At 69.6% G+C, this 26,669-nt stretch carries 25 protein-coding genes and 3 tRNA genes; 22 read left to right on the forward strand and 6 right to left on the reverse strand.

The features are described from left to right. Positions 1 to 67: 67 nt before the first annotated feature. Positions 68 to 637, reverse strand: coding sequence for a DUF4232 domain-containing protein (locus tag ACZ5CZ_RS22710; protein WP_385843325.1), 570 nt, complete (start codon positions 635 to 637; stop codon positions 68 to 70). A gap of 323 nt (positions 638 to 960) precedes the next feature. Here ACZ5CZ_RS22710 and ACZ5CZ_RS22715 point away from each other — a divergent pair, with 323 nt between their 5' ends. Next, positions 961 to 1,185 (forward strand): hypothetical protein, encoded by a 225-nt coding sequence (locus tag ACZ5CZ_RS22715; RefSeq protein ID WP_385843326.1) that lies wholly within the window; start codon positions 961 to 963, stop codon positions 1,183 to 1,185. Between the two features lie 41 nt (positions 1,186 to 1,226). Next, positions 1,227 to 1,439, forward strand: coding sequence for a hypothetical protein (locus tag ACZ5CZ_RS22720; RefSeq protein ID WP_468945471.1), 213 nt, complete (start codon positions 1,227 to 1,229; stop codon positions 1,437 to 1,439). Between the two features lie 61 nt (positions 1,440 to 1,500). Here the strand turns inward: ACZ5CZ_RS22720 and ACZ5CZ_RS22725 are convergent, their stop codons facing one another. Beyond that, positions 1,501 to 2,157, reverse strand: a complete 657-nt coding sequence (locus tag ACZ5CZ_RS22725; RefSeq protein WP_468945474.1) for an SDR family oxidoreductase — start codon at positions 2,155 to 2,157, stop codon at positions 1,501 to 1,503. Positions 2,158 to 2,253: 96 nt separating this feature from the next. Beyond that, complete coding sequence (locus ACZ5CZ_RS22730) at positions 2,254 to 3,528, reverse strand: amidohydrolase family protein (protein WP_468945477.1); 1,275 nt, start codon at positions 3,526 to 3,528, stop codon at positions 2,254 to 2,256. 180 nt (positions 3,529 to 3,708) lie between these two features. Between ACZ5CZ_RS22730 and ACZ5CZ_RS22735 the strand changes: the two genes are divergently transcribed. The 9 genes from ACZ5CZ_RS22735 (at position 3,709) to ACZ5CZ_RS22775 (ending at position 8,897) form a co-directional block, all read left to right on the forward strand. Continuing rightward, positions 3,709 to 3,846, forward strand: a complete 138-nt coding sequence (locus tag ACZ5CZ_RS22735; RefSeq protein ID WP_385843330.1) for a hypothetical protein — start codon at positions 3,709 to 3,711, stop codon at positions 3,844 to 3,846. 71 nt (positions 3,847 to 3,917) lie between these two features. Then, positions 3,918 to 3,990 (forward strand) — tRNA-Thr (locus tag ACZ5CZ_RS22740). A 46-nt stretch (positions 3,991 to 4,036) separates the two neighbouring features. Further along, positions 4,037 to 4,109, forward strand: a tRNA-Met gene (locus ACZ5CZ_RS22745). Between the two features lie 90 nt (positions 4,110 to 4,199). Further along, entirely contained in the window at positions 4,200 to 4,364 is a 165-nt protein-coding gene (rpmG, locus tag ACZ5CZ_RS22750) for a 50S ribosomal protein L33 (protein WP_003948671.1), read from the forward strand. A 114-nt stretch (positions 4,365 to 4,478) separates the two neighbouring features. Then, entirely contained in the window at positions 4,479 to 4,931 is a 453-nt protein-coding gene (locus ACZ5CZ_RS22755; protein WP_385843331.1) for an FAS1-like dehydratase domain-containing protein, read from the forward strand. Between the two features lie 7 nt (positions 4,932 to 4,938). Then, positions 4,939 to 5,367: a MaoC family dehydratase gene (locus tag ACZ5CZ_RS22760; protein ID WP_385843332.1), complete on the forward strand. Its 429-nt coding sequence runs from the start codon at positions 4,939 to 4,941 to the stop codon at positions 5,365 to 5,367. A gap of 122 nt (positions 5,368 to 5,489) precedes the next feature. Then, positions 5,490 to 6,059, forward strand: coding sequence for a TetR/AcrR family transcriptional regulator (locus ACZ5CZ_RS22765; protein WP_468945482.1), 570 nt, complete (start codon positions 5,490 to 5,492; stop codon positions 6,057 to 6,059). Between the two features lie 83 nt (positions 6,060 to 6,142). Further along, complete coding sequence (locus ACZ5CZ_RS22770) at positions 6,143 to 7,600, forward strand: MFS transporter (protein ID WP_385843334.1); 1,458 nt, start codon at positions 6,143 to 6,145, stop codon at positions 7,598 to 7,600. Positions 7,601 to 7,841: 241 nt separating this feature from the next. Beyond that, complete coding sequence (locus tag ACZ5CZ_RS22775; protein ID WP_468945486.1) at positions 7,842 to 8,897, forward strand: UDP-N-acetylmuramate dehydrogenase; 1,056 nt, start codon at positions 7,842 to 7,844, stop codon at positions 8,895 to 8,897. A gap of 15 nt (positions 8,898 to 8,912) precedes the next feature. Here the strand turns inward: ACZ5CZ_RS22775 and ACZ5CZ_RS22780 are convergent, their stop codons facing one another. After that, positions 8,913 to 9,542, reverse strand: coding sequence for an NAD(P)-dependent oxidoreductase (locus ACZ5CZ_RS22780; RefSeq protein WP_468945489.1), 630 nt, complete (start codon positions 9,540 to 9,542; stop codon positions 8,913 to 8,915). Between the two features lie 143 nt (positions 9,543 to 9,685). Between ACZ5CZ_RS22780 and ACZ5CZ_RS22785 the strand changes: the two genes are divergently transcribed. Further along, complete coding sequence (locus tag ACZ5CZ_RS22785; RefSeq protein ID WP_385843337.1) at positions 9,686 to 10,303, forward strand: TetR/AcrR family transcriptional regulator; 618 nt, start codon at positions 9,686 to 9,688, stop codon at positions 10,301 to 10,303. Positions 10,304 to 10,343: 40 nt separating this feature from the next. Here ACZ5CZ_RS22785 and ACZ5CZ_RS22790 read toward each other — a convergent pair whose 3' ends face one another. After that, positions 10,344 to 11,384, reverse strand: a complete 1,041-nt coding sequence (locus ACZ5CZ_RS22790) for an adenosine deaminase (RefSeq protein ID WP_468945492.1) — start codon at positions 11,382 to 11,384, stop codon at positions 10,344 to 10,346. Between the two features lie 126 nt (positions 11,385 to 11,510). Further along, entirely contained in the window at positions 11,511 to 12,734 is a 1,224-nt protein-coding gene (locus tag ACZ5CZ_RS22795) for a pyridoxal phosphate-dependent aminotransferase (RefSeq protein WP_450788707.1), read from the reverse strand. Positions 12,735 to 12,996: 262 nt separating this feature from the next. On the opposite strand from ACZ5CZ_RS22795, the gene ACZ5CZ_RS22800 reads away from it, so the two are divergent. From ACZ5CZ_RS22800 to ACZ5CZ_RS22845, 10 genes are all read left to right on the forward strand, one after another. Further along, a tRNA-Trp gene (locus ACZ5CZ_RS22800) sits at positions 12,997 to 13,069 on the forward strand. Between the two features lie 106 nt (positions 13,070 to 13,175). Continuing rightward, entirely contained in the window at positions 13,176 to 13,463 is a 288-nt protein-coding gene (gene secE, locus ACZ5CZ_RS22805) for a preprotein translocase subunit SecE (protein ID WP_385843340.1), read from the forward strand. A gap of 80 nt (positions 13,464 to 13,543) precedes the next feature. Next, positions 13,544 to 14,398: a transcription termination/antitermination protein NusG gene (gene nusG / locus ACZ5CZ_RS22810; protein WP_468945497.1), complete on the forward strand. Its 855-nt coding sequence runs from the start codon at positions 13,544 to 13,546 to the stop codon at positions 14,396 to 14,398. 169 nt (positions 14,399 to 14,567) lie between these two features. Beyond that, positions 14,568 to 15,002: a 50S ribosomal protein L11 gene (gene rplK, locus ACZ5CZ_RS22815; protein WP_031167035.1), complete on the forward strand. Its 435-nt coding sequence runs from the start codon at positions 14,568 to 14,570 to the stop codon at positions 15,000 to 15,002. A 102-nt stretch (positions 15,003 to 15,104) separates the two neighbouring features. Continuing rightward, on the forward strand, positions 15,105 to 15,830 hold the full coding sequence (gene rplA / locus ACZ5CZ_RS22820; protein ID WP_450788705.1) for a 50S ribosomal protein L1: 726 nt from the start codon (positions 15,105 to 15,107) through the stop codon (positions 15,828 to 15,830). Between the two features lie 164 nt (positions 15,831 to 15,994). Then, the gene (locus tag ACZ5CZ_RS22825) at positions 15,995 to 16,948 is read left to right on the forward strand and encodes an SCO4651 family lipoprotein (RefSeq protein ID WP_468945501.1); all 954 of its coding nucleotides are present in this window, start codon (positions 15,995 to 15,997) and stop codon (positions 16,946 to 16,948) included. A gap of 432 nt (positions 16,949 to 17,380) precedes the next feature. Next, on the forward strand, positions 17,381 to 17,911 hold the full coding sequence (rplJ, locus tag ACZ5CZ_RS22830) for a 50S ribosomal protein L10 (protein ID WP_385843344.1): 531 nt from the start codon (positions 17,381 to 17,383) through the stop codon (positions 17,909 to 17,911). A 111-nt stretch (positions 17,912 to 18,022) separates the two neighbouring features. Further along, positions 18,023 to 18,412, forward strand: coding sequence for a 50S ribosomal protein L7/L12 (gene rplL, locus ACZ5CZ_RS22835; RefSeq protein WP_086697259.1), 390 nt, complete (start codon positions 18,023 to 18,025; stop codon positions 18,410 to 18,412). 570 nt (positions 18,413 to 18,982) lie between these two features. Next, complete coding sequence (gene rpoB, locus ACZ5CZ_RS22840; protein ID WP_385843345.1) at positions 18,983 to 22,468, forward strand: DNA-directed RNA polymerase subunit beta; 3,486 nt, start codon at positions 18,983 to 18,985, stop codon at positions 22,466 to 22,468. A 102-nt stretch (positions 22,469 to 22,570) separates the two neighbouring features. Next, positions 22,571 to 26,470 carry a DNA-directed RNA polymerase subunit beta' gene (locus ACZ5CZ_RS22845; protein ID WP_385843346.1) on the forward strand — a complete coding sequence of 1,300 codons (3,900 nt, stop codon included), beginning with the start codon at positions 22,571 to 22,573 and terminating at the stop codon, positions 26,468 to 26,470. The last annotated feature ends 199 nt before the right edge of the window (positions 26,471 to 26,669 follow it).

Consider the following 26,669-nt stretch of genomic DNA (forward strand, 5'->3'; position numbering starts at 1 on the left):
AGCACAGGCGGCGACTCGGCACACCGAAGGTGCACCGAGTCGCCGACCTGCGCTGATGGACGGTGGGTCAGGAAGGCTTGACCGACGAGACCGCGGTGGCGGTCACCTTGTTGTCACACTCGGCCCACAGCCCCCCGTCCTTCAGGCCGACCTGGTGCTTCCCGGTGTGCGGCAGCCCGATGACCATCGTCGGGTACGCCACCGGCTTCGCGCCCGACACGCAGTAGCCGTCGGCCTCCCCCTGGACCTGGACGAAGGTCAGCTTCAGCCACGCCTTGCCGTGCGGCTTGACCGTCACGGTGGTCGCCTTGCCGGTGGGGGTGACCTTGAGCGGGGCGTTGTGGTCGGGGGAGCCGTTGCCGGCGCCCGCGACGGTCGGGTGGCCCTTCAGGGTGCACGTCGTCCGGGAGACGTTGGTGAACTGCACGACCGCCGCCCCGACCCCGGTCCCGACGGGCCGGTGGGCGGCCTGCCAGGCGCTGACCTGAAGGGCGGAGGCCGAGCAGGCGGGCGGCGGGGTGGAGGTGGTGCTCGCCGCCATGGCGGTGCCGGGCAGGATGCCGGTCACCGCCGCCGCGACGCCCGCGGCCGCCGTCGTCGCCAGAGCCGCCCTGCGGATGCCGTTGCTGTAACGCATGGTGTCGTCCCCCTGAGTCATGTCGTCCGCGGGCTTCGGTCGTTGGTTGTCGCCCGCGGTATGGGTGGTCGTGGTACGTGAGTCCAGACAGGGTGGGAGAGCGGCGGCGTTTCGTGCGGCGGCTGCTTGTGACAGAACGGTGACGAGAGACCGCACCTGTGCAGAGGGCCGTCAGGGCACGCAGAAGCACTTCCAGCGTGCCACCGTCCTTCCCCGCCCGCGCGCCGAAGGTGCGCCGAGTCGCGCCGGCCGGACACCGTGCCGGGGCTCTTCGTCCGGACCGCCCGGGTGCGAGGCCGGGCGGTCCGGACGATGCTGGAGCCATGGCCGGGAAACGTCCGATCGTCGTGCACCTGCCCTCCTCGAGCGGCGGCCGTCGGGTCCGGGTGGACGGCGAGATCCTCGGCCTGGCCCACAACGTGCGGGACCTGGTCGAATTCCTGCGCCGGGCCGGGCTGGAGATCGAGCCGGAACAGGTGGCCGACTCGCCCCTGATCGACTGGCGCGGGGTGGGGCCGGACCGATGGGAAGCGGAGACGCGGACCTGACGGCGGTTCACCCGCGCGCGGGTACGGGGCACACTGGCGGCATGTCCTCCCGACGCCGAACCTGCCCCGTGTGCCGCCGAGACATTGCCGTCGTCGCGGGCCGCTTCGCACGGCACGACCCGCCCGGGGCGCGGGAACACGGCGAACTCGTCTCCTGCGCCGGGTCCCGACGGCAGGCACAACTGGGTGCGGTCCAGCCGTCCTTGGACGGATACGTCGTGCCCGAATTCCCCGGACAGCTGCCGCTGTTCTGACATCTGACGCCCCGCCGGGCCGGCAGCGGGGGCCTACCCGTGCAACGGCCGACGGCCGCCCTCAGTTCCCGGCGATCGACTTCACCGCGACCGACACCGGCGTCGAGCCGCCGATCAGCTCCAGCGTCAGCCCCGCCGTCGCCGGCGTGTCCACCAGCTCCGCGAGAACGGCCGCCACATCGTCCCGGCTGACCTCGCCGCGCCCCGTGTGCGCCTCCAGCCGGACCAGGCCGGTCCCCGCCTCGTCCGTCAGCGAACCCGGACGCAGGATCGTCCAGTCCAGAGCCTGCTGGCGGGCCACATGGGCGTCCGCCTCGCCCTTCGCCCGCAGATACACGTCGAACACGTCGTCGCCCTGGTGTGCCGGGTCCGCGCCCATGGAGGACACGATGACGAAGCGACGCACGCCCGCGCGTACGGCCGCGTCCGCGAACAGCACCGCCGCGCCCTTGTCCACCGTCTCCTTGCGGTGCGTGCCGCTGCCCGGACCGGCGCCGGCCGCGAAGACCGCCGCGTCCGCGCCCTGGAGGTACGCCGCGACCCCCTCCACCGTGGTGGACTCCAGGTCGAGCAGGACCGGTTCGGCCCCGGCCGCCCGCAGATCGTCGCCCTGCTCCGGCTTGCGGATGATCCCCGCGACCTCGTCCCCGCGCGCGGAGAGCAGACGCTCCAGCCGCAGCGCGATCTGACCATGACCACCAGCGATGACAATGCGCATGTTTCCGACCGTACGCCCGAATGGCCGCATTCGCCGCATGACTTGATCGCCGTGACCGGAGGGCGCAGAAATCCCGCTCACGACCTCCCGCCCCGCCTACGACGGCTCGCCGCGGCCCTGGCGGGGGAGGCCCAGTTCTGCTGTCGTCGTCGAGTTGCAGTACTCCCGGACCGCGCTCGTGCGGGCCACCACGCGGCCCCGGTGCACCACGATCCGGCTGTAGGCCAGGGAGAGGGCGCCGGCCAGGCGGTCGCCGCGGACGGCCAGCAGCTCGGCGGGGAAGCCCGCCTCCAGCCGTACGTCCGGCAGCCCCAGCGCCGCCCGCGCGGAGGCGCTCACGGCGTCGTAGGCGTCCTCGGGGCGCAGGCCGTGGGCGGAGGCGAGGAGGTAGGCCGCCTCCAGGGGGTCGGCGCGGCCGACGGGGTTCGAGGCATCGCGCAGGGCGCCGCTGCCGGCCGCCACCCGGACCCCGGCGGCGCGCAGCAGCCGTACCGGAGCCGTGCCCCGCCGGTCCGTGCCGGAGCAGCCGCCCTGGGGCAGGCACACCACCGTCACGCCGGCGGCCGCCAGCTGGTCCGCGAGGCGCGCGGCCGCCTCGGCGGGCAGGCGCGCGAGACCGGCGCAGGGCCCGATCGTCACGCCGGGGCGCAGGCCCCCCGCCATGGCCGCGAGCCGGGACAGCCGGGCCGGGTCGGCGGCGTCCGTGTGCAGGTCGACCGGGCAGCCGTGCTCGGAGGCCACCTCCAGCACCGCCTCCACATAGCCGGTCGGATCCGGGTCCAGGTCCGGGCAGCCGCCCACCACGGACGCGCCCATCTTCACCGCGTCCCGCAGCACCGCGAGCCCGTCGGCCCCGGCCACCCCGGTCAGCAGCCGCGGCATCGCCACCGTGGTCAGCTCCGCGAGCCCCCGCAGCGACCGCCGCGCCTGGAGAACCGCGCCCAGGGCGCCGAGCCCCTGGACGTCGCCCACCCGCACGTGCGCGCGTACCGCCGTCGCGCCGTGCCCCAGCTGGAGCAGCGCGGCCTCCGTGACCCGCCGCTGGACGTCCTCGGGGGCGTACGAGACCGGGCCGGGGTGCTCGGCGGACAGGGCGGTGTCGCCGTGGGCGTGGGGTTCGGCCGGGGCCGGCAGGAGCAGATAGCCGCTCAGGTCCACCCGGGAGGCGCCGGTGCGCAGCGGGCCCGGCGCGAGGCTGCCGGCCGTGCCGACGGCCTCGATGCGCCCGCCGCCCAGCCGTACGTCCACCGTCCGGCCGTCGTTGAGCCGCGCCCCGCACAACAACAGGGCGCTCTGCTCGGACGGGCCCGGGAAACCGGAGGAGCCCGACGGGTTCGACGGCGGCTGCGGCTGTGGCTGGCTGTCGGGCATCGCGCTCCAGGGTGGGGCCGGGGCTGGTTCGGGACGGCTCGGGACGGCGGCGGCCTGAGGGATGCGAGCCTGTGCGCCGCCCAAGATCACGCAGAGCGAGTCGAGCCTAGGGTGGCGAGCCGTGCGGGGCCCGTAGGAGCGCAATAGTCGTACCGGTGTGGTCCGCCCCAGGCGGTACACGTGTCGCCCGCGCGCGTGGTGCGCACCGCCTCCGTGGACGCGGCGCACACCGCCTCCGTGGACGCCGGCCCGGGCGGCCGCGCCGCGGGATTCCGGGACGTCCGGCGCGGCGCGAGGGGCCGCCGGGAGGGCCGGTGATCGTGATGCGGGCCGGGCCGGGATACGGATTTGGGTGTACGGCTGCGGACCGTGTAATGTCTTCCTCGCTCGCCCCAATAGCTCAGTCGGCAGAGCGTCTCCATGGTAAGGAGAAGGTCAACGGTTCGATTCCGTTTTGGGGCTCTGGTGTGAGAGGTTCCCGCCGCAAGGCGGGGACTGATCTCATCAAAGCGGTGTAGCTCAGTCGGTAGAGCAAGCGGCTCATAATCGCTGTGTCACCGGTTCAAGTCCGGTCACCGCTACTGACAGTAGCCGATTGCGGGGTCGGTCCTTCAATCGGCTACTCTTTCTTGCGTTGAATCAGTCCACCCGTTCGTCTTAGGAGCACTCACGTGGCTGCCACCGACGTCCGCCCGAAGATCACGCTGGCCTGCGTGGAGTGCAAGGAGCGGAACTACATCACCAAGAAGAACCGGCGTAACAACCCGGACCGTCTTGAGATGAAGAAGCACTGCCCGCGTTGCAACGCGCACACCGCGCACCGCGAAACGCGATAAAAAGGCTCGTTCGCGAGGCCGTCCCCTTCCGAGGGGGCGGCCTCGCGGCGTTTCACCGGTCGGCTTCCGGCTAATTTGGGGCCGTCACAGCAAACATCCAGGAGGTGCCGGGCCATGGCGCTCGACCAGTCCTTTGTGGGACGGACCTACCCGCCCACCGCCCCTTACGAGGTAGGCCGGGAGAAGATCCGCGAGTTCGTCGAGGCGGTCGCCGAGACCAACCCGGTGTACACGGATCCCGAGGCCGCCAAGGCGTACGGATACCCCGATGTGATCGCCCCGCCGACCTTCGTGTTCTCCATCACGTTCCGTGCCTGCGCGCAGGTCGTGCAGGACCCGCAGCTCGGCCTGGACTACAGCCGGGTGGTGCACGGCGACCAGAAGTTCGCCTACAAGCGCCCCGTCCACGCCGGCGACCGGCTCACGGTCACCTCGACCATCGAGGCGATCAAGAGCCTCGCGGGCAACGACATCCTGGACATCCGCGGTGAGGTGTACGACGAGGCGGGCGAGCACGTCGTGACCGCCTGGACGAAGCTCGTGGCCCGCGCGGCCGGGGAGGCGTGAGGAACCGATGACGGCGAAGATCGCATACAGCGACGTCGAGGTCGGCACGGAACTGCCGGCCCAGACCTTTCCGGTGACCCGCGAGACGCTGGTGCGCTACGCGGGAGCCTCCGGGGACTTCAACCCGATCCACTGGAACGAGAAGTTCGCCAAGGAGGTGGGCCTGCCGGACGTCATCGCGCACGGCATGTTCACCATGGCCGAGGCGATCCGCGTGGTCACCGACTGGCTGGGCGACCCCGGCGCGGTCGTGGAGTACGGCGTCCGCTTCACCAAGCCCGTCGTCGTCCCGAACGACGACACGGGTGCGCTGATCGAGGTCGCCGGCAAGGTCGCGGCCAAGCTGGACGACAACACCGTGCGGGTGGACCTGGTGGCGACCAGCGCCGGCCAGAAGGTGCTCGGCATGTCCCGGGCCGTCGTACGGCTGGCCTGACGGCACGGCCGGTGGCCCTGCGGAGTGCGGGTAAGGGGCGTTCTCCATGGCGGAGCGCCCCTTACATCTGCCGTCGCAGGAACCTGGTTGCCGAGTTAGTGATTGAGTACTAACTTGGCCGCATGCCCAGGATGAGTGCAGCGGAGCGACGCGAGAGTGTCATCCGCGCGGCGACCGCCGAGTTCGCCCGCGGTGGCTACCACGGCACCTCCACCGAGGCCATCGCCAGACGCGTGGGGGTTTCGCAGCCGTACCTCTTCCGGCTCTTCCCGGGCAAGAAGGCGATCTTCCTCGCGGCGGCGGACCGCTGCGTGGAGGACATCATCCGCATCTTCGAGGAAGCCTCACAGGGACTGCGGGGCGAAGCGGCCCTGCACTCCATGGCCGAGGCGTACACCAAGGTCATCGCGGAGCGGCCGGAAGTGCTGCTGATGCAGATGCAGACGTACATCGCCGTGGCGGCCGCCGAGCAGGAGTGCGACCGGGAGTTCGGGGAGCAGGTCCGGGCCGGCTGGATGCGGCTGTGGGACACCGTGCATGTGCCGCTCGGCGCCGACGTCAACGACACGACCACGTTCCTGGCGTACGGCATGCTCATCAACTGTCTGGTCGCCATGGGCTTTCCGCCCGGGCACCGGGTGTGGCAGGGGTTGGACTCGCCGGCCCGGGCCAAGGAGGGCCGCGAGGCGTAGCGGAGGCCGGGAAGGCGTGGCGCCTTTTCCTGCCCATGGAAGTTAGTAATCAATAACTAATCAGATGCACTCTTGGGGGAGCGATGTCGCATCCGACCGAAGTACCGTCCACCGGATCGAGCCGGGCCAGAGCCGTGTGGGCCCTGGCCATCACCAGCGTCGCCGGGTTCATGGCGGCCCTCGACAACCTCGTCGTCACGACCGCGCTGCCCTCCATCCGCAAGGATCTCGGCGGGGCGCTGGACGACCTCGAATGGACCGTGAGCGCCTACACGCTCACCTTCGCCGTCCTGCTGATGACCGGCGCCGCGCTCGGCGACCGCTTCGGCCGCCGCCGGCTCTTCATCGCCGGGCTCGCCGTCTTCACCGGCGCCTCCGCCGCCGCGGCCCTGGCACCCGGCATCGGGACCCTGATCGCCGCCCGCGCGGTGCAGGGCGTGGGCGCGGCCGTGATGATGCCGCTCACGCTCACCCTGCTCACGGCCGCCGTGCCCGCCGCCCGGCGCGGCATGGTGTACGGCATCTGGGGCGCCGTCAACGGCCTCGCCGTCGCCTCCGGGCCGCTCATCGGCGGCAGCCTCACCGAGCATGTCTCCTGGCACTGGATCTTCTGGCTGAACGTTCCGCTCGGCCTGGTCGCGATGCCGCTCGCCCGGCTGCGTCTCGCCGAGTCCCACGGCACCGGCGCCCGCCTCGACCTGCCCGGCACGCTGCTCGCCAGCGGCGGTCTCTTCGGGGTCGTCTACGGCCTGGTCCGCGGCCCCGCCGACGGCTGGACCGACACCACCGTGCTGACCTCGCTGTTCGCGGGCGGCGCGCTGCTCGTCGGATTCGTCCTCTACAGCACCCGCGCGGCCCAGCCCATGCTGCCCATGCGGCTGTTCCGCTCCCGCGCCTTCTCCGGGATCAACACGGCCAGCCTGCTGATGTTCGTGGGCATGTTCGGCTCGATCTTCCTGCTGAGTCAGTACATGCAGGGCGTGCTCGGCTACTCGCCCACCGAGGCGGGGCTGAGGATGCTGCCGTGGACCGGTATGCCGATGCTGGTCGCGCCGGTCGCCGGGATGCTGTCCGACCGCATCGGCGGCCGCCCGGTCGTCGCCGCGGGACTCTTCCTGCAGGCCACCGGTCTCGCCTGGATGGCCGCCGTGGCCACCGCGCACGCCTCCTACGCCGTCCAGCTGCCCGCCCTGATCGTCAACGGTGTCGGCATGGCCCTGTTCTTCGCGCCGGCCGCCAACCTGGTGATGTCCAGCGTGCGCCCCGAGGAGCAGGGCATCGCGTCCGGCGCGAACAACGCGCTGCGCGAGGTGGGCGGGGCGCTCGGGATCGCCGTCATGTCGTCGATCTTCTCCGCGCAGGGCGGGTACGCCAGTCCGCAGAACTTCGTGGACGGCCTGCGGCCGGCGCTCGTGACGGGGGCGGGGGTGGTCGCTCTCGCGGCGGTCGCGGCGCTGCTGATACCGGGGCGGCGGACGGTGCGGCCCGCCGTGGTGGCCGAGGCGGCGCCCGCGCCGGTTGCGGAGGCCGTGTCCCGTTGAGGGTGCGGGGCGGCATGCGTGTCGGTACTGCGGTGGCCATGGCGTTGGTGTGGGCCGGGGGCGTTTCGCGTGCCGGCGCCGGCCGGGTGCCTCCCCCAAGCTCTCGGCTTCGCTCGAGCAGGGGGTACCCCCATCGCCCCAGCGGCACGACCGCCCGCAGCTGGCGTGAGCTAGCGTGACCGCCCGCGGCCTGTCGGCGGCTGTGCGGGCGGTGTCCGAGGGGTCTCGTAGGCTTGGGGCCGTGCAGGTACTTCACGATGCCCCCCTTGCCCCGCTGACCACCTTCCGGCTGGGCGGTCCCGCGGTGCGGCTCGTCACCGCCGTGACCGACGCCGAGGTGATCGCCGCCGTGCGCGAGGCCGACGACCACGGGACGCCACTGCTGCTCATCGGCGGCGGCTCGAACCTCGTCATCGGCGACAAGGGCTTCGACGGCACCGCCCTGCGCATCGCCACCCGCGGTGTCGAGCTGCGCGGCAGCACCCTGGAGTTGGCGGCCGGCGAGGTGTGGACCGACGCCGTCGCCCGCACCGTCGAGGCCGGGCTCGCCGGGATCGAGTGCCTGGCCGGCATCCCCGGCTCGGCCGGCGCCACCCCGATCCAGAACGTCGGGGCCTACGGCCAGGAGGTCTCCTCCACCATCACCGAGGTCGTCGCCTACGACCGGCGCGCCGGCGAGACCGTCACGCTGACGAACGAGGAGTGCGGCTTCTCGTACCGGCACAGCCGCTTCAAGGCCGACCCCGAGCGCTATGTCGTGCTGCGCGTCCGCTTCGGGCTGGAGGACGCCGACGGCCTGTCCGCGCCCATCAGGTACGCGGAGGCGGCCCGCGCGCTCGGTGTCGAGCCCGGCGAGCGCGTGCCGCTGGCCGCCGCCCGGGAGACCGTGCTGAAGCTGCGCGCGGGGAAGGGCATGGTCCTCGACCCCGAGGACCACGACACCTGGTCGGCCGGGTCCTTCTTCACCAACCCGATCCTCACCGACGAGCAGTTCGCCGCCTTCCACGCGCGCGTGCGCGAGCGGCTCGGGGAGGGCGTCGAGCCGCCCGCCTACCCGGCGGGGGAGGGCCGTACGAAGACCTCCGCGGCCTGGCTCATCGACAAGGCGGGCTTCACCAAGGGCTACGGCAGCGGGCCCGCTCGCATCTCCACCAAGCACACCCTCGCGCTCACCAACCGGGGCGAGGCCACCACCGAAGACCTCCTTGCACTGGCACGGGAGGTCGTCGCCGGGGTGCGCGAGGCCTTCGGCATCACCCTGGTCAACGAGCCGGTCACGGTCGGCGTCAGCCTCTGAGGCGTACCGGCGCGGTCAGTAGGCGACGCCCACGCCCTGCTTCACCGTCGCCATGTCGTCGATCATCGACAGCATGGCGTGCGCGACGTCCGCGCGCGCGAGGAAGCGCCCCTTGGGTGGGAAGCCGCCGATGACCGTGCGATAGCGGCCGGTCACCGGCTTGTCCTGGAGCCGGGGCGGCCGTACCGAGGTCCAGTCCGTGCTGCTGCGGGCCAGCTCGGCCTCCATCGCGCGCAGGTCGGCGTAGACGTCCTTGAGGATGGCCGAGACCACGCCGCGCAGCGCGCGGTCCAGCAGGCCGTCCTCGGCCGCCGGACCGACCGGAGCGGCGCTGACGACCAGCAGCCGGCGGACGTCCTCCGCCTCCATGGCCCGCAGGACCGTACGGGTCAGCCGGGTGGCCACCCCGGCGTCCTTGGTGCTGCGCGCGCCCAGGCCGGACAGGACCGCGTCCCGGCCCCGGACCGCGGGGCGCACCTGCTCCGGGTCGGTCAGGTCGGCGCGGACGACCTCCAGACGGTCGCCGGTGACGGTGAGCCGGGCCGGGTCCCGTACGACGGCGGTGACCTCGTGCCCGGCGTCCAGGCCCTGCCGGACCAGCTGCCTGCCGACCCCGCCTGTGGCGCCGAAAACGGTGAGCTTCATGACCTCGCCCCCTGTTGCGAAGAGGTGGGTGAGTGTTCACTCACCCCATGGCATCTAGAGTGGGTAAGCATTCACTCACCCGTCAAGTCCGGCAGGCCGCCGGCCCAGCCCGGAGCCACCCGCCACGCCCGAGAGGACGACCCGTGCAGACCAGACCGGCCCGCGTCCGCATCCTCGACGCCGCACACGAGCTGATGCTCACCGTCGGCCTCGCCCGCGCCACCACCAAGGAGATCGCCCGCGCGGCCGGCTGCTCCGAGGCGGCCCTCTACAAGTACTTCGCCAGCAAGGAGGAGCTGTTCGTCCGCGTCCTCGCCGAACGGCTGCCCCGCCTCACCCCGCTGCTCGGCAGCCTCGCCGCCGAGCCCGGCCAGGGCACCCTGGAGGAGAACCTCACCCACATCGCCCGCCAGGCCGCCCTCTTCTACGAGCAGAGCTTCCCGATCGCCGCGTCCCTGTACGCCGAGCCGCAGCTCAAACGCCGCAACGACGACGTGCTCCGCGGGCTCGGCTCCGGCCCGCACCGCCCCATCGAGGACCTGGACGCCTACCTCCGCGCCGAGCAGGCCGTCGGCCGGGTCCGCGCCGACGCCGACACCTTCGCCGCCGCTTCCCTGCTCCTGGGCGCCTGCGCCCAGCGCGCCTTCGCCTACGACGCCACCGACAGCGGCGAACGCCCGCCCGTCGACACCTTCGCCGCCCGCCTCGCCAGGACACTGCTGAGCGGAATCTCGGCCGCGGCACCGGACGGCGGGGCGTGATCCCGACGCCGTAGGACGCCGTATCCGCCGCGCGGCCGTGTCAGGCGGCCGGGTGGGCCAGCCAGTCGTCGATGCCCGCCAGCAGCCGCCTCCTGACGTCCTCCGGGGCCGCCGAGGCGCGTACCGACTGGCGGGCCAGCTCGGCCAGCTCGGCGTCCGTGAAGTCGTGGGCGTGCCGGGCGATCTCGTACTGGGCGGCCAGCCGCGAGCCGAACAGCAGCGGGTCGTCGGCGCCCAGCGCCATCGGCACCCCCGCCTCGAAGAGCGTGCGCAGCGGGACGTCCTCCGGCTTCTCGTAGACGCCGAGCGCCACGTTCGACGCCGGGCACACCTCGCAGGTCACGCCCCGGTCAGCGAGCCGCTTCAGCAGCCGTGGGTCCTCCGCCGCGCGCACCCCGTGCCCGATCCGCGCGGCGTGCAGGTCGTCCAGGCAGTCGCGGACCGAGGCCGGGCCGGTCAGCTCGCCGCCGTGCGGCGCCGACAGCAGGCCGCCCTCGCGCGCGATGTGGAAGGCCCGGTCGAAGTCGCGCGCCATGCCCCGCCGCTCGTCGTTGGAGAGCCCGAAGCCGACCACGCCCCGGTCCGCGTACCGCACCGCGAGACGGGCCAGCGTGCGCGCGTCCAGCGGGTGCTTCATCCGGTTCGCCGCCACCAGGACGCGCATACCGAGTCCGGTCTCCCGGGAGGTCGTCTCCACCGCGTCCAGGATGACCTCCAGCGCCGGGATCAGCCCGCCCAGCCGGGGCGCGTACGACGTCGGGTCCACCTGGATCTCCAGCCAGCCCGAGCCGTCCCGGAGATCCTCCTCGGCCGCCTCCCGGACCAGCCGCTGGATGTCCTCCGGGGTGCGCAGACAGGAGCGCGCCGCGTCGTAGAGCCGCTGGAAGCGGAACCAGCCGCGCTCGTCCGTGGCCCGCAGCCGCGGCGGCTCCCCGCTGACCAGCGCGTCCGTCAGCGCCTCGGGCAGCCGTACGCCGTACTTGTCGGCGAGCTCCAGGACGGTTGCCGGCCGCATCGAGCCGGTGAAGTGCAGGTGCAGATGGGCTTTCGGCAGTTCAGAGACATCACGTACAGGCTCCATTCCCAGATCCTGCCGTACGCCCCTGCCGTCCCGGTAGCCGTTTCCCCGGACGTGGTCTTGCTCGCACACACGAGCGGGCCGCCTCCCCGGAGGGAAACGGCCCGCACGCGCGCGTGGGCGGTGGATCTACCGCGCCTCGGCCAGCAGCTTCTGGATGCGGCTCACGCCCTCGACGAGGTCCTCGTCACCGAGCGCGTACGACAGCCGCAGATAGCCCGGCGTGCCGAAGGCCTCGCCCGGGACGACCGCGACCTCGGCCTCCTCCAGGATCAGCGCGGCCAGCTCGACGGTGTCCTGCGGGCGCTTGCCGCGGATCTCCTTGCCGAGCAGGGCCTTCACCGACGGGTAGGCGTAGAAGGCGCCCTCGGGCTCGGGGCAGAACACGCCGTCGATCTCGTTGAGCATCCGCACGATCGTCCTGCGCCGGCGGTCGAAGGCCTCACGCATCTTCGCCACGGCCTCCAGGTCGCCGGAGACGGCGGCCAGGGCGGCCGCCTGGGCCACGTTGGAGACGTTCGAGGTGGCGTGCGACTGGAGGTTGGTCGCGGCCTTGACGACGTCCTTGGGGCCGATGACCCAGCCCACCCGCCAGCCGGTCATGGCGTACGTCTTCGCCACACCGTTGACCACGATGCACTTGTCGCGCAGCTCGGGCAGCAGGGCGGGCAGGGAGACGGCGGCGGCGTCGCCGTAGACCAGGTGCTCGTAGATCTCGTCGGTGAGCACCCACAGGCCGTGCTCCAGGGCCCAGCGGCCGATCTCCTCGGTCTCGGCCTCGCTGTAGACCGCGCCGGTCGGGTTGGACGGGGAGACGAAGAGCACGACCTTCGTCCTCTCCGTGCGGGCCGCCTCCAGCTGCTCCACCGAGACCCGATAACCGGTCGTCTCGTCGGCCACGACCTCCACCGGGACACCGCCCGCGAGCCGGATCGACTCGGGGTACGTCGTCCAGTACGGCGCCGGGACGATGACCTCGTCGCCCGGGTCCAGGATCGCGGCGAACGCCTCGTAGATGGCCTGCTTGCCGCCGTTGGTGACGAGGATCTGGGAGACGTCGGGCTCCCAGCCGGAGTCGCGCAGCGTCTTCGCGGCGATCGCGGCCTTCAGCTCGGGCAGGCCGCCGGCTGGCGTGTAGCGGTGGTACTTCGGGTTCTTGCAGGCCTCGACGGCCGCCTCGACGATGTAGTCCGGGGTCGGGAAGTCGGGCTCACCGGCGCCGAAGCCGATCACCGGACGCCCGGCTGCCTTCAGGGCCTTGGCCTTGGCGTCCACGGCGAGGGTGGCGGACTCGGAGATCGCGCCGACTCGGGCGGAGACCCGGCGCTCGGTGGGTGGGGTTGCAGCGCTCATGCGGCCCATCGTTCCAGACCGGAAATGTCCCCGGCACACGGGTTTCACGGACTGAGCAGCCAGGGGTCAATGCGTGAACACGGGTCCGAATCCGGGCCCCGGCCAGGACGATCTTCGCCCGGCACCGCCCTGGCGGGCGCTTTCTGTTCGACGCAGGGCCGCGGACCACGTACACTCTCACCTCGTTGGCCACCAACAGCCGCTGCCGGAACCGGTGCACACCCCGCACCCGGTCGGATGCGGTACGTTGGGGGACACACAAAGGGTCGTAGCTCAATTGGTAGAGCACCGGTCTCCAAAACCGGCGGTTGGGGGTTCAAGTCCCTCCGGCCCTGCTACACACACCGCCAGGATGTGTGCGCATGTACGTACAGCAATGCACCGCCGTGCGGCTCAGAAACCGGGCGCGGCACGGCCACGACCCGGGATCAGGTGAGGATTATGACGGACGCCGTGGGCTCCATCGACACGCCTGACGCCCAGGACGAGCTGCCCGAGTCCAAGAAGAAGGCCCGCAAGGGCGGCAAGCGCGCCAAGAAGGGCCCGCTGAAGCGCCTCGCCACCTTCTACCGCCAGATCGTCGCGGAACTCCGCAAGGTCGTCTGGCCGACTCGCAACCAGCTGACGTCGTACACCACCGTGGTGATCTTCTTCGTCGCCATCATGATCGCGCTGGTGACCGTGATTGACTATGGGCTCAACCACGCGGCCAAGTACGTTTTCGGCTGAGCCAAGAGCGAAGGGCGCCGTGGTACCGGCGCCCCTTTTCGCATGTTCCACCCCTATGTATCCAGGAAGAAGCAGCCATCGTGTCTGACCCGAACCTGAACGACGCCATCGAGCCGGACGAGATGGTGGACGACGAGCTCGACATCGTCGAGGGCGCGGACGAGCAGGACGAGTTCGAGGCTGCCGAGGCCGAGTCGGGCGAGCCGGCCGAAGAGGCCGCCCTGCACGTCGAGGACGAGGACGAGAGCGCCGAGGAGCCCGAGGCAGCCGAGGAGGAGGCCGAGGAGGCCGCCGCCGAGGCCGAGCCGGCCGCGCCCGTCGACCCCATCGAGGCCCTGCGCGAGGAACTCCGCTCGCTGCCCGGCGAGTGGTACGTCATCCACACCTACGCCGGTTACGAGAACCGCGTGAAGACCAACCTGGAGCAGCGCGCCGTCTCGCTGAACGTCGAGGACTACATCTTCCAGGCCGAGGTGCCGCAGGAAGAGGTCGTCCAGATCAAGAACGGCGACCGCAAGACGATCAAGCAGAACAAGCTGCCGGGTTACGTCCTGGTCCGCATGGACCTGACCAACGAGTCCTGGGGCGTCGTCCGCAACACCCCGGGCGTCACCGGCTTCGTCGGCAACGCCTACGACCCGTACCCGCTGACCCTGGACGAGATCGTCAAGATGCTCGCCCCGGAGGCCGAGGAGAAGGCCGCCCGCGAGGCCGCCGAGGCCGAGGGCAAGCCCGCCCCGCAGCGCAAGGTCGAGGTCCAGGTGCTGGACTTCGAGGTCGGCGACTCGGTCACCGTCACCGACGGCCCGTTCGCCACCCTCCAGGCGACCATCAACGAGATCAACCCCGACTCGAAGAAGGTCAAGGGCCTGGTGGAGATCTTCGGCCGCGAGACGCCGGTCGAGCTCTCCTTCGACCAGATCCAGAAGAACTAGTTTCCGCTGGACTTCGTGCTTCCGAGCAGGTCAGGCAGGCCGTCACCGGGCGCCTGACCTGCTCGGTTTTTAGCCGCGCATCTATACCCGTTATCGTTGTGCGGTATGCCTGCGTCTGGATCGCGATCCGTGCGCGGGCATGGACCCGAATGAAAGGACCCGGAGAGCTATGCCTCCCAAGAAGAAGAAGGTCACGGGGCTCATCAAGCTCCAGATCAACGCCGGTGCGGCGAACCCGGCCCCGCCGGTCGGCCCCGCGCTCGGTCAGCACGGCGTCAACATCATGGAGTTCTGCAAGGCCTACAACGCGGCGACCGAGTCGCAGCGTGGTTGGGTCATCCCGGTGGAGATCACGGTCTACGAGGACCGCTCCTTCACCTTCGTGACCAAGACTCCGCCGGCCGCGAAGATGATCCTCAAGGCCGCTGGCGTCGAGAAGGGCTCCGGCGAGCCGCACAAGACCAAGGTCGCCAAGATCACCGAGGCGCAGGTCCGCGAGATCGCCCAGACCAAGATGCCCGACCTCAACGCCAACGACCTGGACGCCGCGTCGAAGATCATCGCCGGCACCGCCCGTTCCATGGGCATCACGGTCGAGGGCTGACCTCAAACCTCGTAGCAGTCATGCGGCCGTAGCCGGTCGCACGTGGCAGGGCCTGCTCGGCCCAGGGACCACGACTCCTTTCAGAACACACAGGAGCAAGTTGTGAGCAAGCGCAGCAAGGCTCTCCGCGCTGCGGACGCCAAGGTCGACCGGGAGAAGCTGTACGCCCCGCTCGAGGCCGTCCGTCTCGCCAAGGAGACCTCCACGACCAAGTTCGACGCCACCGTCGAGGTCGCCTTCCGTCTGGGTGTCGACCCGCGCAAGGCCGACCAGATGGTCCGTGGCACCGTGAACCTTCCGCACGGCACCGGTAAGACCGCCCGGGTCCTGGTCTTCGCGACCGGCGACCGTGCCGAGGCCGCGCGTGCCGCGGGCGCCGACATCGTCGGCGCCGACGAGCTGATCGACGAGGTGGCGAAGGGCCGTCTGGACTTCGACGCCGTCGTCGCCACCCCGGACCTCATGGGCAAGGTCGGCCGCCTCGGCCGCGTCCTCGGCCCCCGTGGTCTGATGCCGAACCCGAAGACCGGCACCGTCACCCCCGACACCGCCAAGGCCGTCACCGACATCAAGGGCGGCAAGATCGAGTTCCGCGTCGACAAGCACTCGAACCTGCACTTCATCATCGGCAAGGCGTCCTTCGAGGACGACAAGCTGGTGGAGAACTACGGCGCCGCGCTGGAGGAGATCCTCCGTCTGAAGCCGTCCGCCGCCAAGGGTCGCTACATCAAGAAGGCCGCCATCACCACCACGATGGGCCCCGGCATCCCGGTCGACCCGAACCGCACCCGCAACCTCCTCGTCGAGGAGGACCCGGCCGCCGTCTGAGCCCTGCGCTCACCCGGTAGCCGCGTCAGGAACGCGTAAGAAAGGGCGGGCCCTGCAACCTTCCGGTTGCGGGGTCCGTCCTTTCTTTGTGCGACCTTTCGTACGACTGTCAGCGGCCTGGGTTACGGTGCAGGCACAGGACTCGCAATAGGGGTGGGACAAGAATGAAGAGCACGACCGTGCGCCGGATGACCCTGTCCATCGCGGTGGTCGCCGCGCTCACCGGGGTGGCCGCCTGCGGCACCTCCGGCTCCGGGAAGGGCGCCAAGGGCGACAAGGCGGCCGGCGACACCGTCATCAACGTCAGCCCCATCGCCGCCCTGCGCTCCGCCGAGCAGTCCACGGACAAGGCCGACTCGGCCAAGGTGCGCTCCACCATGTCCGTGGGCAACCTCATGTCGATCTCCTCGACCGGTTCCCTCACCTGGGGCCACGGCCTGACCGGCAACCTCACGCTGACGTACACCGGCGGCCAGATGGCCGAGATGATGAAGAAGTCCGGCAACACGTCGATGCAGGCCCGCTATCTGCCGGACGCCTACTACGCGAAGATGAGCGACGCCTTCGCCCGGCAGACCGGCGGCAAGCACTGGCTCAAGTACTCGTACGACGACCTCGCCAAGTTCGGCGGCGCCTCCGGCTCGTACATGAAGGACCAGCTGCGCACCGCCACGCCGAACCAGTCCGTGAAGATGCTGCTGGCCTCCGGGGACGTCAAGAAGGTCGGCGAGGAGACGCTCTCCGGCGTCCACACCACGCACTACTCCGGCACGGTGAACGTGGCCGACCTGGCGGGCAAGTCCAGCAACCTCAAGCCCGACCAGCTGGCGGCCCTGAAGAAGCAGCTGACCCAGGCGGGCGTCACCACCGACACGGTCGACATCTGGATCAACGACCAGAACCTGCTGGTCAAGAAGACCGAGAAGGCGGACATGACTCAGGGCACCATGGTCAACACCGCCTACTACAGCGACTACGGCGTCAAGGTCAGCGCCGAGGCCCCGCCGGCCGGCGACACCATGGACTTCGCCGACTTGATGAAGTCCGGCGGCATGACGGCGGGCGGCAGCAGCGGCACGGCCGGCACCACCGCGGGCGGCACCGGTCTCAGCTCCTGAGCCGCCGCGCCCCGGCGCATCGCAGAGCGGCCCGTGCCGGCGCCTTCCCGCGCCCGCACGGGCCGTCCCATGACCTCCTGGGCACCTTCCCGGGCCGCCCGCCGACCGCAGCTGCCGACCGACCTGTGCCGTAGCGCCGTAGGGCCGTAGGGCCCGATTTGCTCTGGGGTGGGGCGGTCCCGTAGTCTCCTTCCCGAAGCCAAAGACCGCTGGTCGTTGCCGTGCGCTCGAATGAGGGTGCGGTGGCCGAAGGATCCGCTGAAAAGTGGGCGACCCGCGCAGGTGTCAGTGGAAGAACTCCCGGAGTGCGCGCCTCAGCGCGTGTACGGCCGGTCGAGTCCGCCCCGAGCGCCTGCGCCGGGGCGTTTCGTTTTACCCAGTCCTCCTTCGGGTCCGCGCGGTCCGAATCACCCGGAAGGAGGCCGAGGCTCTATGGCGAGGCCCGACAAGGCTGCCGCGGTTGCCGAGCTGACGGACAAGTTCCGCAACTCGAACGCCGCCGTGCTGACCGAGTACCGCGGTCTCACCGTGGCGCAGCTCAAGACGCTGCGCCGTTCTCTCGGTGAGAACGCCCAGTACGCCGTGGTGAAGAACACGCTGACCAAGATCGCGGCCCAGGAGGCCGGGATCACGCTGGAGGACCAGCTCTTCGCTGGCCCGACGGCCGTCGCCTTCGTCACCGGTGACCCGGTGGAGTCGGCGAAGGGTCTCCGTGACTTCGCCAAGGAAAACCCGAATCTCGTCATCAAGGGCGGTGTGCTCGAGGGCAAGGCCCTCTCCGCCGACGAGATCAAGAAGCTTGCGGACCTCGAGTCCCGCGAGGTTCTGCTCAGCAAGCTGGCCGGTGCCTTCAAGGCGAAGCAGTCCCAGGCTGCCTCCGTCTTCCAGGCGCTGCCGTCGAAGCTCGTCCGCACCGTGGACGCGCTGCGCGCCAAGCAGGCCGAGCAGGGCGGTGCCGAGTAATTCGGCTCGCTTTCTGACCCGGCCCTACGGCTCGGGTCGCAGCGGGCCGACGTACGCCCGCCTTACCCAGTACATCCGGCACCTGCCGATTTGAGTGGAAGGACCGCCATCATGGCGAAGCTGTCCCAGGACGAGCTGCTTGCCCAGTTCGAGGAGATGACCCTCATCGAGCTCTCCGAGTTCGTGAAGGCCTTCGAGGAGAAGTTCGACGTCACCGCCGCCGCTGCCGCGCCGGTCGTCGTCGCCGGTGGTGCCGCTGGTGGCGCCGCCGCCGAGGCCGAGGAGGAGAAGGACGAGTTCGACGTCATCCTCACCGGCGCCGGCGACAAGAAGATCCAGGTCATCAAGGTCGTGCGTGAGCTGACCTCGCTGGGTCTGAAGGAGGCCAAGGACCTCGTCGACGGCACCCCGAAGCCGGTCCTCGAGAAGGTCAACAAGGAGGCCGCTGACAAGGCCGCCGAGGCCCTCAAGGGCGCCGGCGCCTCCGTCGAGGTCAAGTAACACCTTCCGGGTCCCCAGGGACTCGACTGCGCGCTGAGATCGGCCCTGCCGGGCTGTAACGCGGACGCACCGAAGAGCGATCATCCATCCGGGTGGTCGCTCTTCGGCGTCTCGGGGAGGCCGACCGCGGTTGCCTTGCGCTCGCTGCGGCGAGGGGTATGGTGATCTTCGTCGTGTCTCCGGACGGCGCGGTTCCGGCTGGGGGCCCTTGACGAACCGCACGCAGCGCGCAATTCTCAGGACGCGTCGTCACAAGGATCCGAATCCGAGGCATGGATCGACGACGGAGAGGGCAGTATCAACGTGCGTTGAGGGCAGCAGGCCGGAGGGCGTTGACAACAGCGGTGAGCACGACGAGGGGTCTCGAAAACCCGCACTGGACATCAGTGTGCCAAGTGGCTACACTGACCCTTTGCGCTGCCTGTTAGCTGTCCCCTGCCCGTCACCAGGGGTCTGCCCTCACTCGAGCACAGACGACCGAAGCACCTCTGACCTGGGGTTTCCGTCTCTGCGTACGGGAGAGGGACCGGTACGCGCGTAGTGAGTCCGAGCCCTCGGAAGGACCCCCTCTTGGCCGCCTCGCGCACTGCCTCGACCGCGAATACGAACAACGGCGCCAGCACCGCCCCGCTGCGCATCTCCTTTGCAAAGATCAAGGAGCCTCTCGAGGTTCCGAACCTGCTCGCGCTGCAGACCGAGAGCTTTGACTGGCTGCTCGGCAACACCGCCTGGCAGAGTCGGGTCGAGGAGGCTCTGGAGAACGGTCAGGACGTCCCCACCACGTCCGGTCTGGAGGAGATCTTCGACGAGATCTCCCCGATCGAGGACTTCTCGGGGTCGATGTCGCTGACGTTCCGGGACCACCGCTTCGAGCCGCCGAAGAACTCGATCGACGAGTGCAAGGAGCGCGACTTCACGTACGCCGCCCCGCTCTTCGTCACCGCCGAGTTCACCAACAACGAGACCGGTGAGATCAAGTCCCAGACGGTCTTCATGGGCGACTTCCCGCTCATGACGAACAAGGGCACTTTCGTCATCAACGGCACCGAGCGTGTCGTGGTGTCGCAGCTGGTCCGTTCCCCCGGTGTCTACTTCGACTCCTCCATCGACAAGACGTCCGACAAGGACATCTTCTCCGCCAAGATCATCCCGTCCCGGGGTGCCTGGCTGGAGATGGAGATCGACAAGCGCGACATGGTCGGTGTCCGCATCGACCGCAAGCGCAAGCAGTCGGTCACCGTTCTGCTGAAGGCGCTCGGCTGGACCACCGAGCAGATCCTCGAGGAGTTCGGCGAGTACGAGTCCATGCGCGCCACCCTGGAGAAGGACCACACCCAGGGCCAGGACGACGCGCTGCTCGACATCTACCGCAAGCTGCGTCCGGGCGAGCCCCCCACGCGTGAGGCCGCGCAGACGCTGCTGGAGAACCTGTACTTCAACCCGAAGCGCTACGACCTGGCCAAGGTCGGCCGCTACAAGGTCAACAAGAAGCTCGGTGCGGACGAGCCGCTGGACGCCGGTGTGCTCACCACCGACGACATCATCGCCACCATCAAGTACCTGGTGCAGCTGCACGCCGGCGAGACCGAGACGGTGACCGCCAGCGGTCGCACGATCATGGTCGAGACCGACGACATCGACCACTTCGGCAACCGTCGTATCCGTAACGTCGGCGAGCTGATCCAGAACCAGGTCCGTACGGGTCTCGCCCGTATGGAGCGCGTCGTGCGCGAGCGCATGACCACCCAGGACGTCGAGGCGATCACGCCGCAGACCCTGATCAACATCCGGCCGGTCGTCGCCTCCATCAAGGAGTTCTTCGGCACCAGCCAGCTGTCCCAGTTCATGGACCAGAACAACCCGCTGTCGGGGCTGACGCACAAGCGTCGTCTGAACGCCCTCGGCCCGGGTGGTCTCTCCCGTGAGCGGGCCGGCTTCGAGGTCCGTGACGTGCACCCCTCGCACTACGGCCGCATGTGCCCGATCGAGACGCCGGAAGGCCCGAACATCGGTCTGATCGGCTCGCTCGCCTCGTACGGCCGGATCAACCCCTTCGGCTTCATCGAGACGCCGTACCGCAAGGTCGTCGACGGTGTCGTCACCGACGAGGTCGACTACCTGACCGCCGACGAGGAGGACCGCTTCGTCATCGCGCAGGCCAACGCGCCGCTGACGGACGAGCTCCACTTCGCCGAGGCCCGCGTGCTGGTCCGCCGCCGTGGCGGCGAGGTCGACTACGTCGGCCCCGAGGACGTGGACTACATGGACGTCTCGCCGCGCCAGATGGTGTCGGTCGCGACCGCCATGATCCCCTTCCTCGAGCACGACGACGCCAACCGTGCCCTCATGGGCGCGAACATGATGCGTCAGGCCGTGCCGCTGATTAAGTCGGAGGCCCCGCTCGTCGGCACCGGCATGGAGTACCGCTCCGCGGTCGACGCCGGCGACGTGGTCAAGGCCGAGAAGGACGGTGTGGTCCAGGAGGTCTCCGCGGACTACATCACCACCGCCAACGACGACGGCACGTACATCACGTACCGCCTGGCCAAGTTCTCCCGGTCCAACCAGGGCACCTCGGTCAACCAGAAGGTCATCGTCAACGAGGGCGACCGCGTCATCACCGGCCAGGTACTGGCCGACGGCCCGGCCACCGAGAACGGCGAGATGGCCCTCGGCAAGAACCTGCTCGTGGCGTTCATGCCGTGGGAGGGTCACAACTACGAGGACGCGATCATCCTGTCGCAGCGCCTCGTGCAGGACGACGTCCTCTCCTCGATCCACATCGAGGAGCACGAGGTCGACGCCCGTGACACCAAGCTCGGCCCCGAGGAGATCACCCGGGACATCCCGAACGTCTCCGAGGAGGTCCTCGCCGACCTCGACGAGCGCGGCATCATCCGCATCGGTGCCGAGGTCATCGCCGGCGACATCCTCGTCGGCAAGGTCACCCCGAAGGGTGAGACCGAGCTGACCCCCGAGGAGCGCCTGCTGCGCGCGATCTTCGGTGAGAAGGCCCGTGAGGTCCGTGACACCTCGCTGAAGGTGCCGCACGGCGAGACCGGCAAGGTCATCGGCGTCCGCGTCTTCGACCGCGAGGAGGGCGACGAGCTGCCGCCGGGCGTGAACCAGCTGGTCCGCGTCTACGTCGCGCAGAAGCGCAAGATCACCGACGGTGACAAGCTCGCCGGCCGTCACGGCAACAAGGGTGTCATCTCCAAGATCCTGCCGATCGAGGACATGCCGTTCCTGGAGGACGGCACCCCGGTCGACATCATCCTCAACCCGCTGGGTGTGCCGTCCCGAATGAACCCGGGACAGGTCCTGGAGATCCACCTCGGCTGGCTCGCCAGCCGCGGCTGGGACGTCTCCGGCCTCGCGGACGAGTGGGCCCAGCGCCTCCAGGCGATCGGCGCCGACAAGGTCGCCCCGCGCACCAACGTCGCGACCCCGGTCTTCGACGGTGCCCGCGAGGACGAGCTGGCGGGTCTGTTGCAGCACACCATCCCGAACCGCGACGGCGAGCGCATGGTGCTCCCGTCCGGCAAGGCGCGGCTGTTCGACGGCCGTAGCGGTGAGCCGTTCCCGGACCCGATCTCGGTCGGCTACATGTACATCCTGAAGCTGCACCACCTGGTCGACGACAAGCTGCACGCCCGGTCGACCGGTCCGTACTCGATGATCACCCAGCAGCCGCTGGGTGGTAAGGCGCAGTTCGGTGGCCAGCGCTTCGGTGAGATGGAGGTGTGGGCCCTCGAGGCCTACGGCGCCGCGTACGCCCTCCAGGAGCTGCTGACCATCAAGTCCGACGACGTCACCGGCCGCGTGAAGGTCTACGAGGCCATCGTCAAGGGCGAGAACATCCCCGAGCCCGGCATCCCCGAGTCCTTCAAGGTGCTCATCAAGGAGATGCAGTCGCTCTGCCTGAACGTGGAGGTGCTGTCCAGCGACGGTATGTCCATCGAGATGCGCGACACCGACGAGGACGTCTTCCGCGCTGCGGAGGAGCTCGGTATCGACCTGTCCCGGCGCGAGCCGAGCAGCGTCGAAGAGGTCTGACGGGAGTCCGGTAGGGGCCTCGCCACCGTGTGAGGCCCCCGCCGACCCCCAGGCCCCCGTTTCAGACCACAGACTTTCGACCCTGAGAGGGATTGACGCATAGTGCTCGACGTCAACTTCTTCGACGAGCTCCGGATCGGCCTGGCCACCGCTGACGACATCCGTCAGTGGAGCCACGGCGAGGTCAAGAAGCCCGAGACCATCAACTACCGCACCCTGAAGCCCGAAAAGGACGGACTCTTCTGCGAGAAGATCTTCGGTCCTACCCGGGACTGGGAGTGCTACTGCGGCAAGTACAAGCGTGTCCGCTTCAAGGGCATCATCTGCGAGCGCTGTGGCGTCGAGGTCACGCGCGCCAAGGTGCGCCGTGAGCGGATGGGCCACATCGAGCTGGCCGCTCCCGTGACCCACATCTGGTACTTCAAGGGCGTCCCGTCCCGGCTGGGCTACCTGCTGGACCTCGCCCCGAAGGACCTGGAGAAGGTCATCTACTTCGCGGCGTACATGATCACGTACGTCGACGAGGAGCGCCGTACCCGCGACCTGCCCTCCCTGGAGGCGCATGTCTCGGTGGAGCGCCAGCAGATCGAGAACCGCCGCGACGCCGACCTCGAGGCCCGCGCCAAGAAGCTCGAGTCCGACCTGGCCGAGCTGGAGGCCGAGGGCGCCAAGGCCGACGTGCGCCGCAAGGTGCGCGAGGGTGCCGAGCGCGAGATGAAGCAGCTGCGCGACCGTGCGCAGCGCGAGATCGACCGCCTCGACGAGGTGTGGAACCGGTTCAAGAACCTCAAGGTCCAGGACCTCGAGGGCGACGAGCTGCTCTACCGCGAGCTGCGCGACCGCTTCGGCACGTACTTCGACGGCTCGATGGGTGCCGCGGCGCTCCAGAAGCGCCTGGAGTCCTTCGACCTCGAGGAGGAGGCCGAGAAGCTCCGCGAGATCATCCGCACCGGCAAGGGCCAGAAGAAGACCCGTGCCCTCAAGCGGCTGAAGGTCGTCTCCGCGTTCCTCCAGACGTCCAACAGCCCCAAGGGCATGGTCCTGGACTGCGTCCCGGTCATCCCGCCGGACCTGCGTCCGATGGTGCAGCTGGACGGTGGCCGCTTCGCGACCTCCGACCTGAACGACCTGTACCGCCGTGTCATCAACCGCAACAACCGCCTGAAGCGCCTTCTCGACCTCGGTGCGCCCGAGATCATCGTGAACAACGAGAAGCGCATGCTCCAGGAGGCCGTGGACGCGCTCTTCGACAACGGCCGCCGCGGCCGCCCGGTCACGGGCCCCGGCAACCGTCCGCTGAAGTCCCTCAGCGACATGCTGAAGGGTAAGCAGGGTCGATTCCGTCAGAACCTGCTCGGTAAGCGTGTCGACTACTCGGCGCGTTCCGTGATCGTCGTCGGTCCGCAGCTGAAGCTGCACCAGTGCGGTCTGCCGAAGGCGATGGCGCTGGAGCTCTTCAAGCCGTTCGTGATGAAGCGCCTGGTCGACCTGAACCACGCGCAGAACATCAAGTCGGCCAAGCGCATGGTCGAGCGCGGCCGCACCGTGGTGTACGACGTCCTCGAAGAGGTCATCGCCGAGCACCCGGTGCTGCTGAACCGTGCGCCCACCCTGCACCGCCTCGGCATCCAGGCCTTCGAGCCGCAGCTGGTCGAGGGCAAGGCCATCCAGATCCACCCGCTCGTCTGCACCGCGTTCAACGCGGACTTCGACGGTGACCAGATGGCCGTGCACCTGCCGCTGTCCGCGGAGGCGCAGGCCGAGGCCCGCATCCTGATGCTGTCCTCGAACAACATCCTCAAGCCGGCCGACGGCCGTCCGGTGACGATGCCGACCCAGGACATGGTCCTCGGTCTGTTCTTCCTCACCACCGACGGCGAGATGCGCAACGTCAAGGGCGAGGGCCGTTCGTTCGCGTCCGTGGCCGAGGCGATCATGGCGTTCGACGCCGGCGAGCTGTCGCTCCAGTCGCGCGTGGACATCCGCTTCCCGGTGGGCACCATCCCGCCGCGCGGCTGGACCCCGCCGGTGCGCGAGGAGGGCGAGCCGGAGTGGCAGCAGGGTGACAGCTTCCGCCTGAACACCACGCTGGGCCGCGCGCTCTTCAACGAGCTGCTGCCCGAGGACTACCCGTTCGTCGACTACGAGGTCGGCAAGAAGCAGCTCTCCGAGATCGTCAACGACCTCGCCGAGCGCTACCCGAAGGTCATCGTGGCGGCGACGCTCGACAACCTGAAGGCGGCCGGCTTCTACTGGGCCACCCGTTCCGGTGTCACCGTGGCCATCTCCGACGTCGTCGTCCCCGACGCGAAGAAGGAGATCGTCCGCGGCTACGAGGCGCAGGACGAGCGGGTCCAGAAGCAGTACGAGCGCGGTCTGATCACCAAGGAAGAGCGCACCCAGGAGCTCATCGCGATCTGGACCAAGGCGACCAACGAGGTTGCCGAGGCCATGAACGCGAACTTCCCGAAGACCAACCCGGTCTCGATGATGGTGAACTCGGGTGCCCGAGGCAACATGATGCAGATGCGTCAGATTGCCGGTATGCGTGGTCTGGTGTCGAACGCGAAGAACGAGACCATCCCGCGTCCGATCAAGGCGTCCTTCCGTGAGGGCCTGTCCGTGCTGGAGTACTTCATCTCCACGCACGGTGCCCGTAAGGGTCTGGCGGACACCGCTCTGCGTACCGCCGACTCGGGTTACCTCACCCGTCGTCTGGTCGACGTCTCCCAGGACGTCATCATCCGCGAGGAGGACTGCGGCACCGACCGTGGTCTGCGTCTGCGCATCGCCGGGCGCGACGAGGACGGCGTGCTGCGCAAGGCGGAGGACGTCGAGACCTCCGTGTACGCGCGCTGCCTCGCCGAGGACATCGTGGTCGACGGCCAGGTGCTGGCCCCGGCCGGCACCGACCTGGGCGATGTGCTCATCGAAGAGCTGGTCGCCCGTGGCGTCGAGGAGGTCAAGACCCGTTCGGTCCTGACCTGCGAGTCCGCCGTCGGCACCTGCGCGATGTGCTACGGCCGTTCGCTGGCCACCGGCAAGCTGGTGGACATCGGTGAGGCGGTCGGCATCATCGCCGCCCAGTCCATCGGTGAGCCCGGTACCCAGCTGACGATGCGTACCTTCCACACCGGTGGTGTGGCCGGTGACGACATCACCCAGGGTCTGCCGCGTGTCGTCGAGCTCTTCGAGGCCCGTACCCCGAAGGGTGTCGCCCCGATCTCCGAGGCCTCCGGCCGCGTGCGGATCGAGGAGACCGAGAAGACCAAGAAGATCGTCGTCACCCCGGACGACGGCAGCGACGAGACGGCGTACCCGATCTCGAAGCGCGCCAAGGTCCTGGTCCGCGAGGGCGAGCACGTCGAGGTGGGCCAGCAGCTCACCGTGGGTGCCACCAACCCGCACGACGTGCTGCGCATCCTGGGTCAGCGTGCCGTCCAGGTCCACCTGGTCGGCGAGGTCCAGAAGGTCTACAACTCGCAGGGTGTGTCGATCCACGACAAGCACATCGAGATCATCATCCGGCAGATGCTCCGCCGCGTGACGATCATCGAGTCCGGCGACGCCGAGCTGCTGCCCGGTGAGCTGGTCGAGCGCTCGAAGTTCGAGACCGAGAACCGTCGTGTGGTCCAGGAGGGCGGTCACCCGGCCTCCGGTCGTCCGCAGCTGATGGGTATCACCAAGGCCTCGCTGGCGACGGAGTCCTGGCTGTCGGCCGCCTCCTTCCAGGAGACGACCCGAGTTCTGACGGACGCGGCGATCAACGCCAAGTCCGACAGCCTCATCGGCCTCAAGGAGAACGTCATCATCGGTAAGCTCATCCCGGCCGGTACGGGTCTGTCCCGCTACCGCAACATCCGGGTCGAGCCGACCGAGGAGGCCAAGGCCGCGATGTACTCGGCCGTCGGCTACGACGACATCGACTACTCGCCGTTCGGCACCGGCTCCGGCCAGGCCGTTCCGCTGGAGGACTACGACTACGGTCCGTACAACCAGTAAGCGAGCAGCATGAAGGGCGGTCACTCCCGTACGGGGGTGGCCGCCCTTCGGCGTTCGGTGGGGTTCGGTGGGACTCCCGGGCGCCCAGGAGGTGTCCGTACCGGCCCGCTGTGCAGCCTCCAGCCGCTCCAGGGCGGCCCGGAGGTCCGGCGAGGTCGTCGGGGGCGGCCGGGGGGCTGAGGCGGCCGGAGGGGCTGGG

Source organism: Streptomyces sp. NPDC031418 (assembly GCF_055581605.1).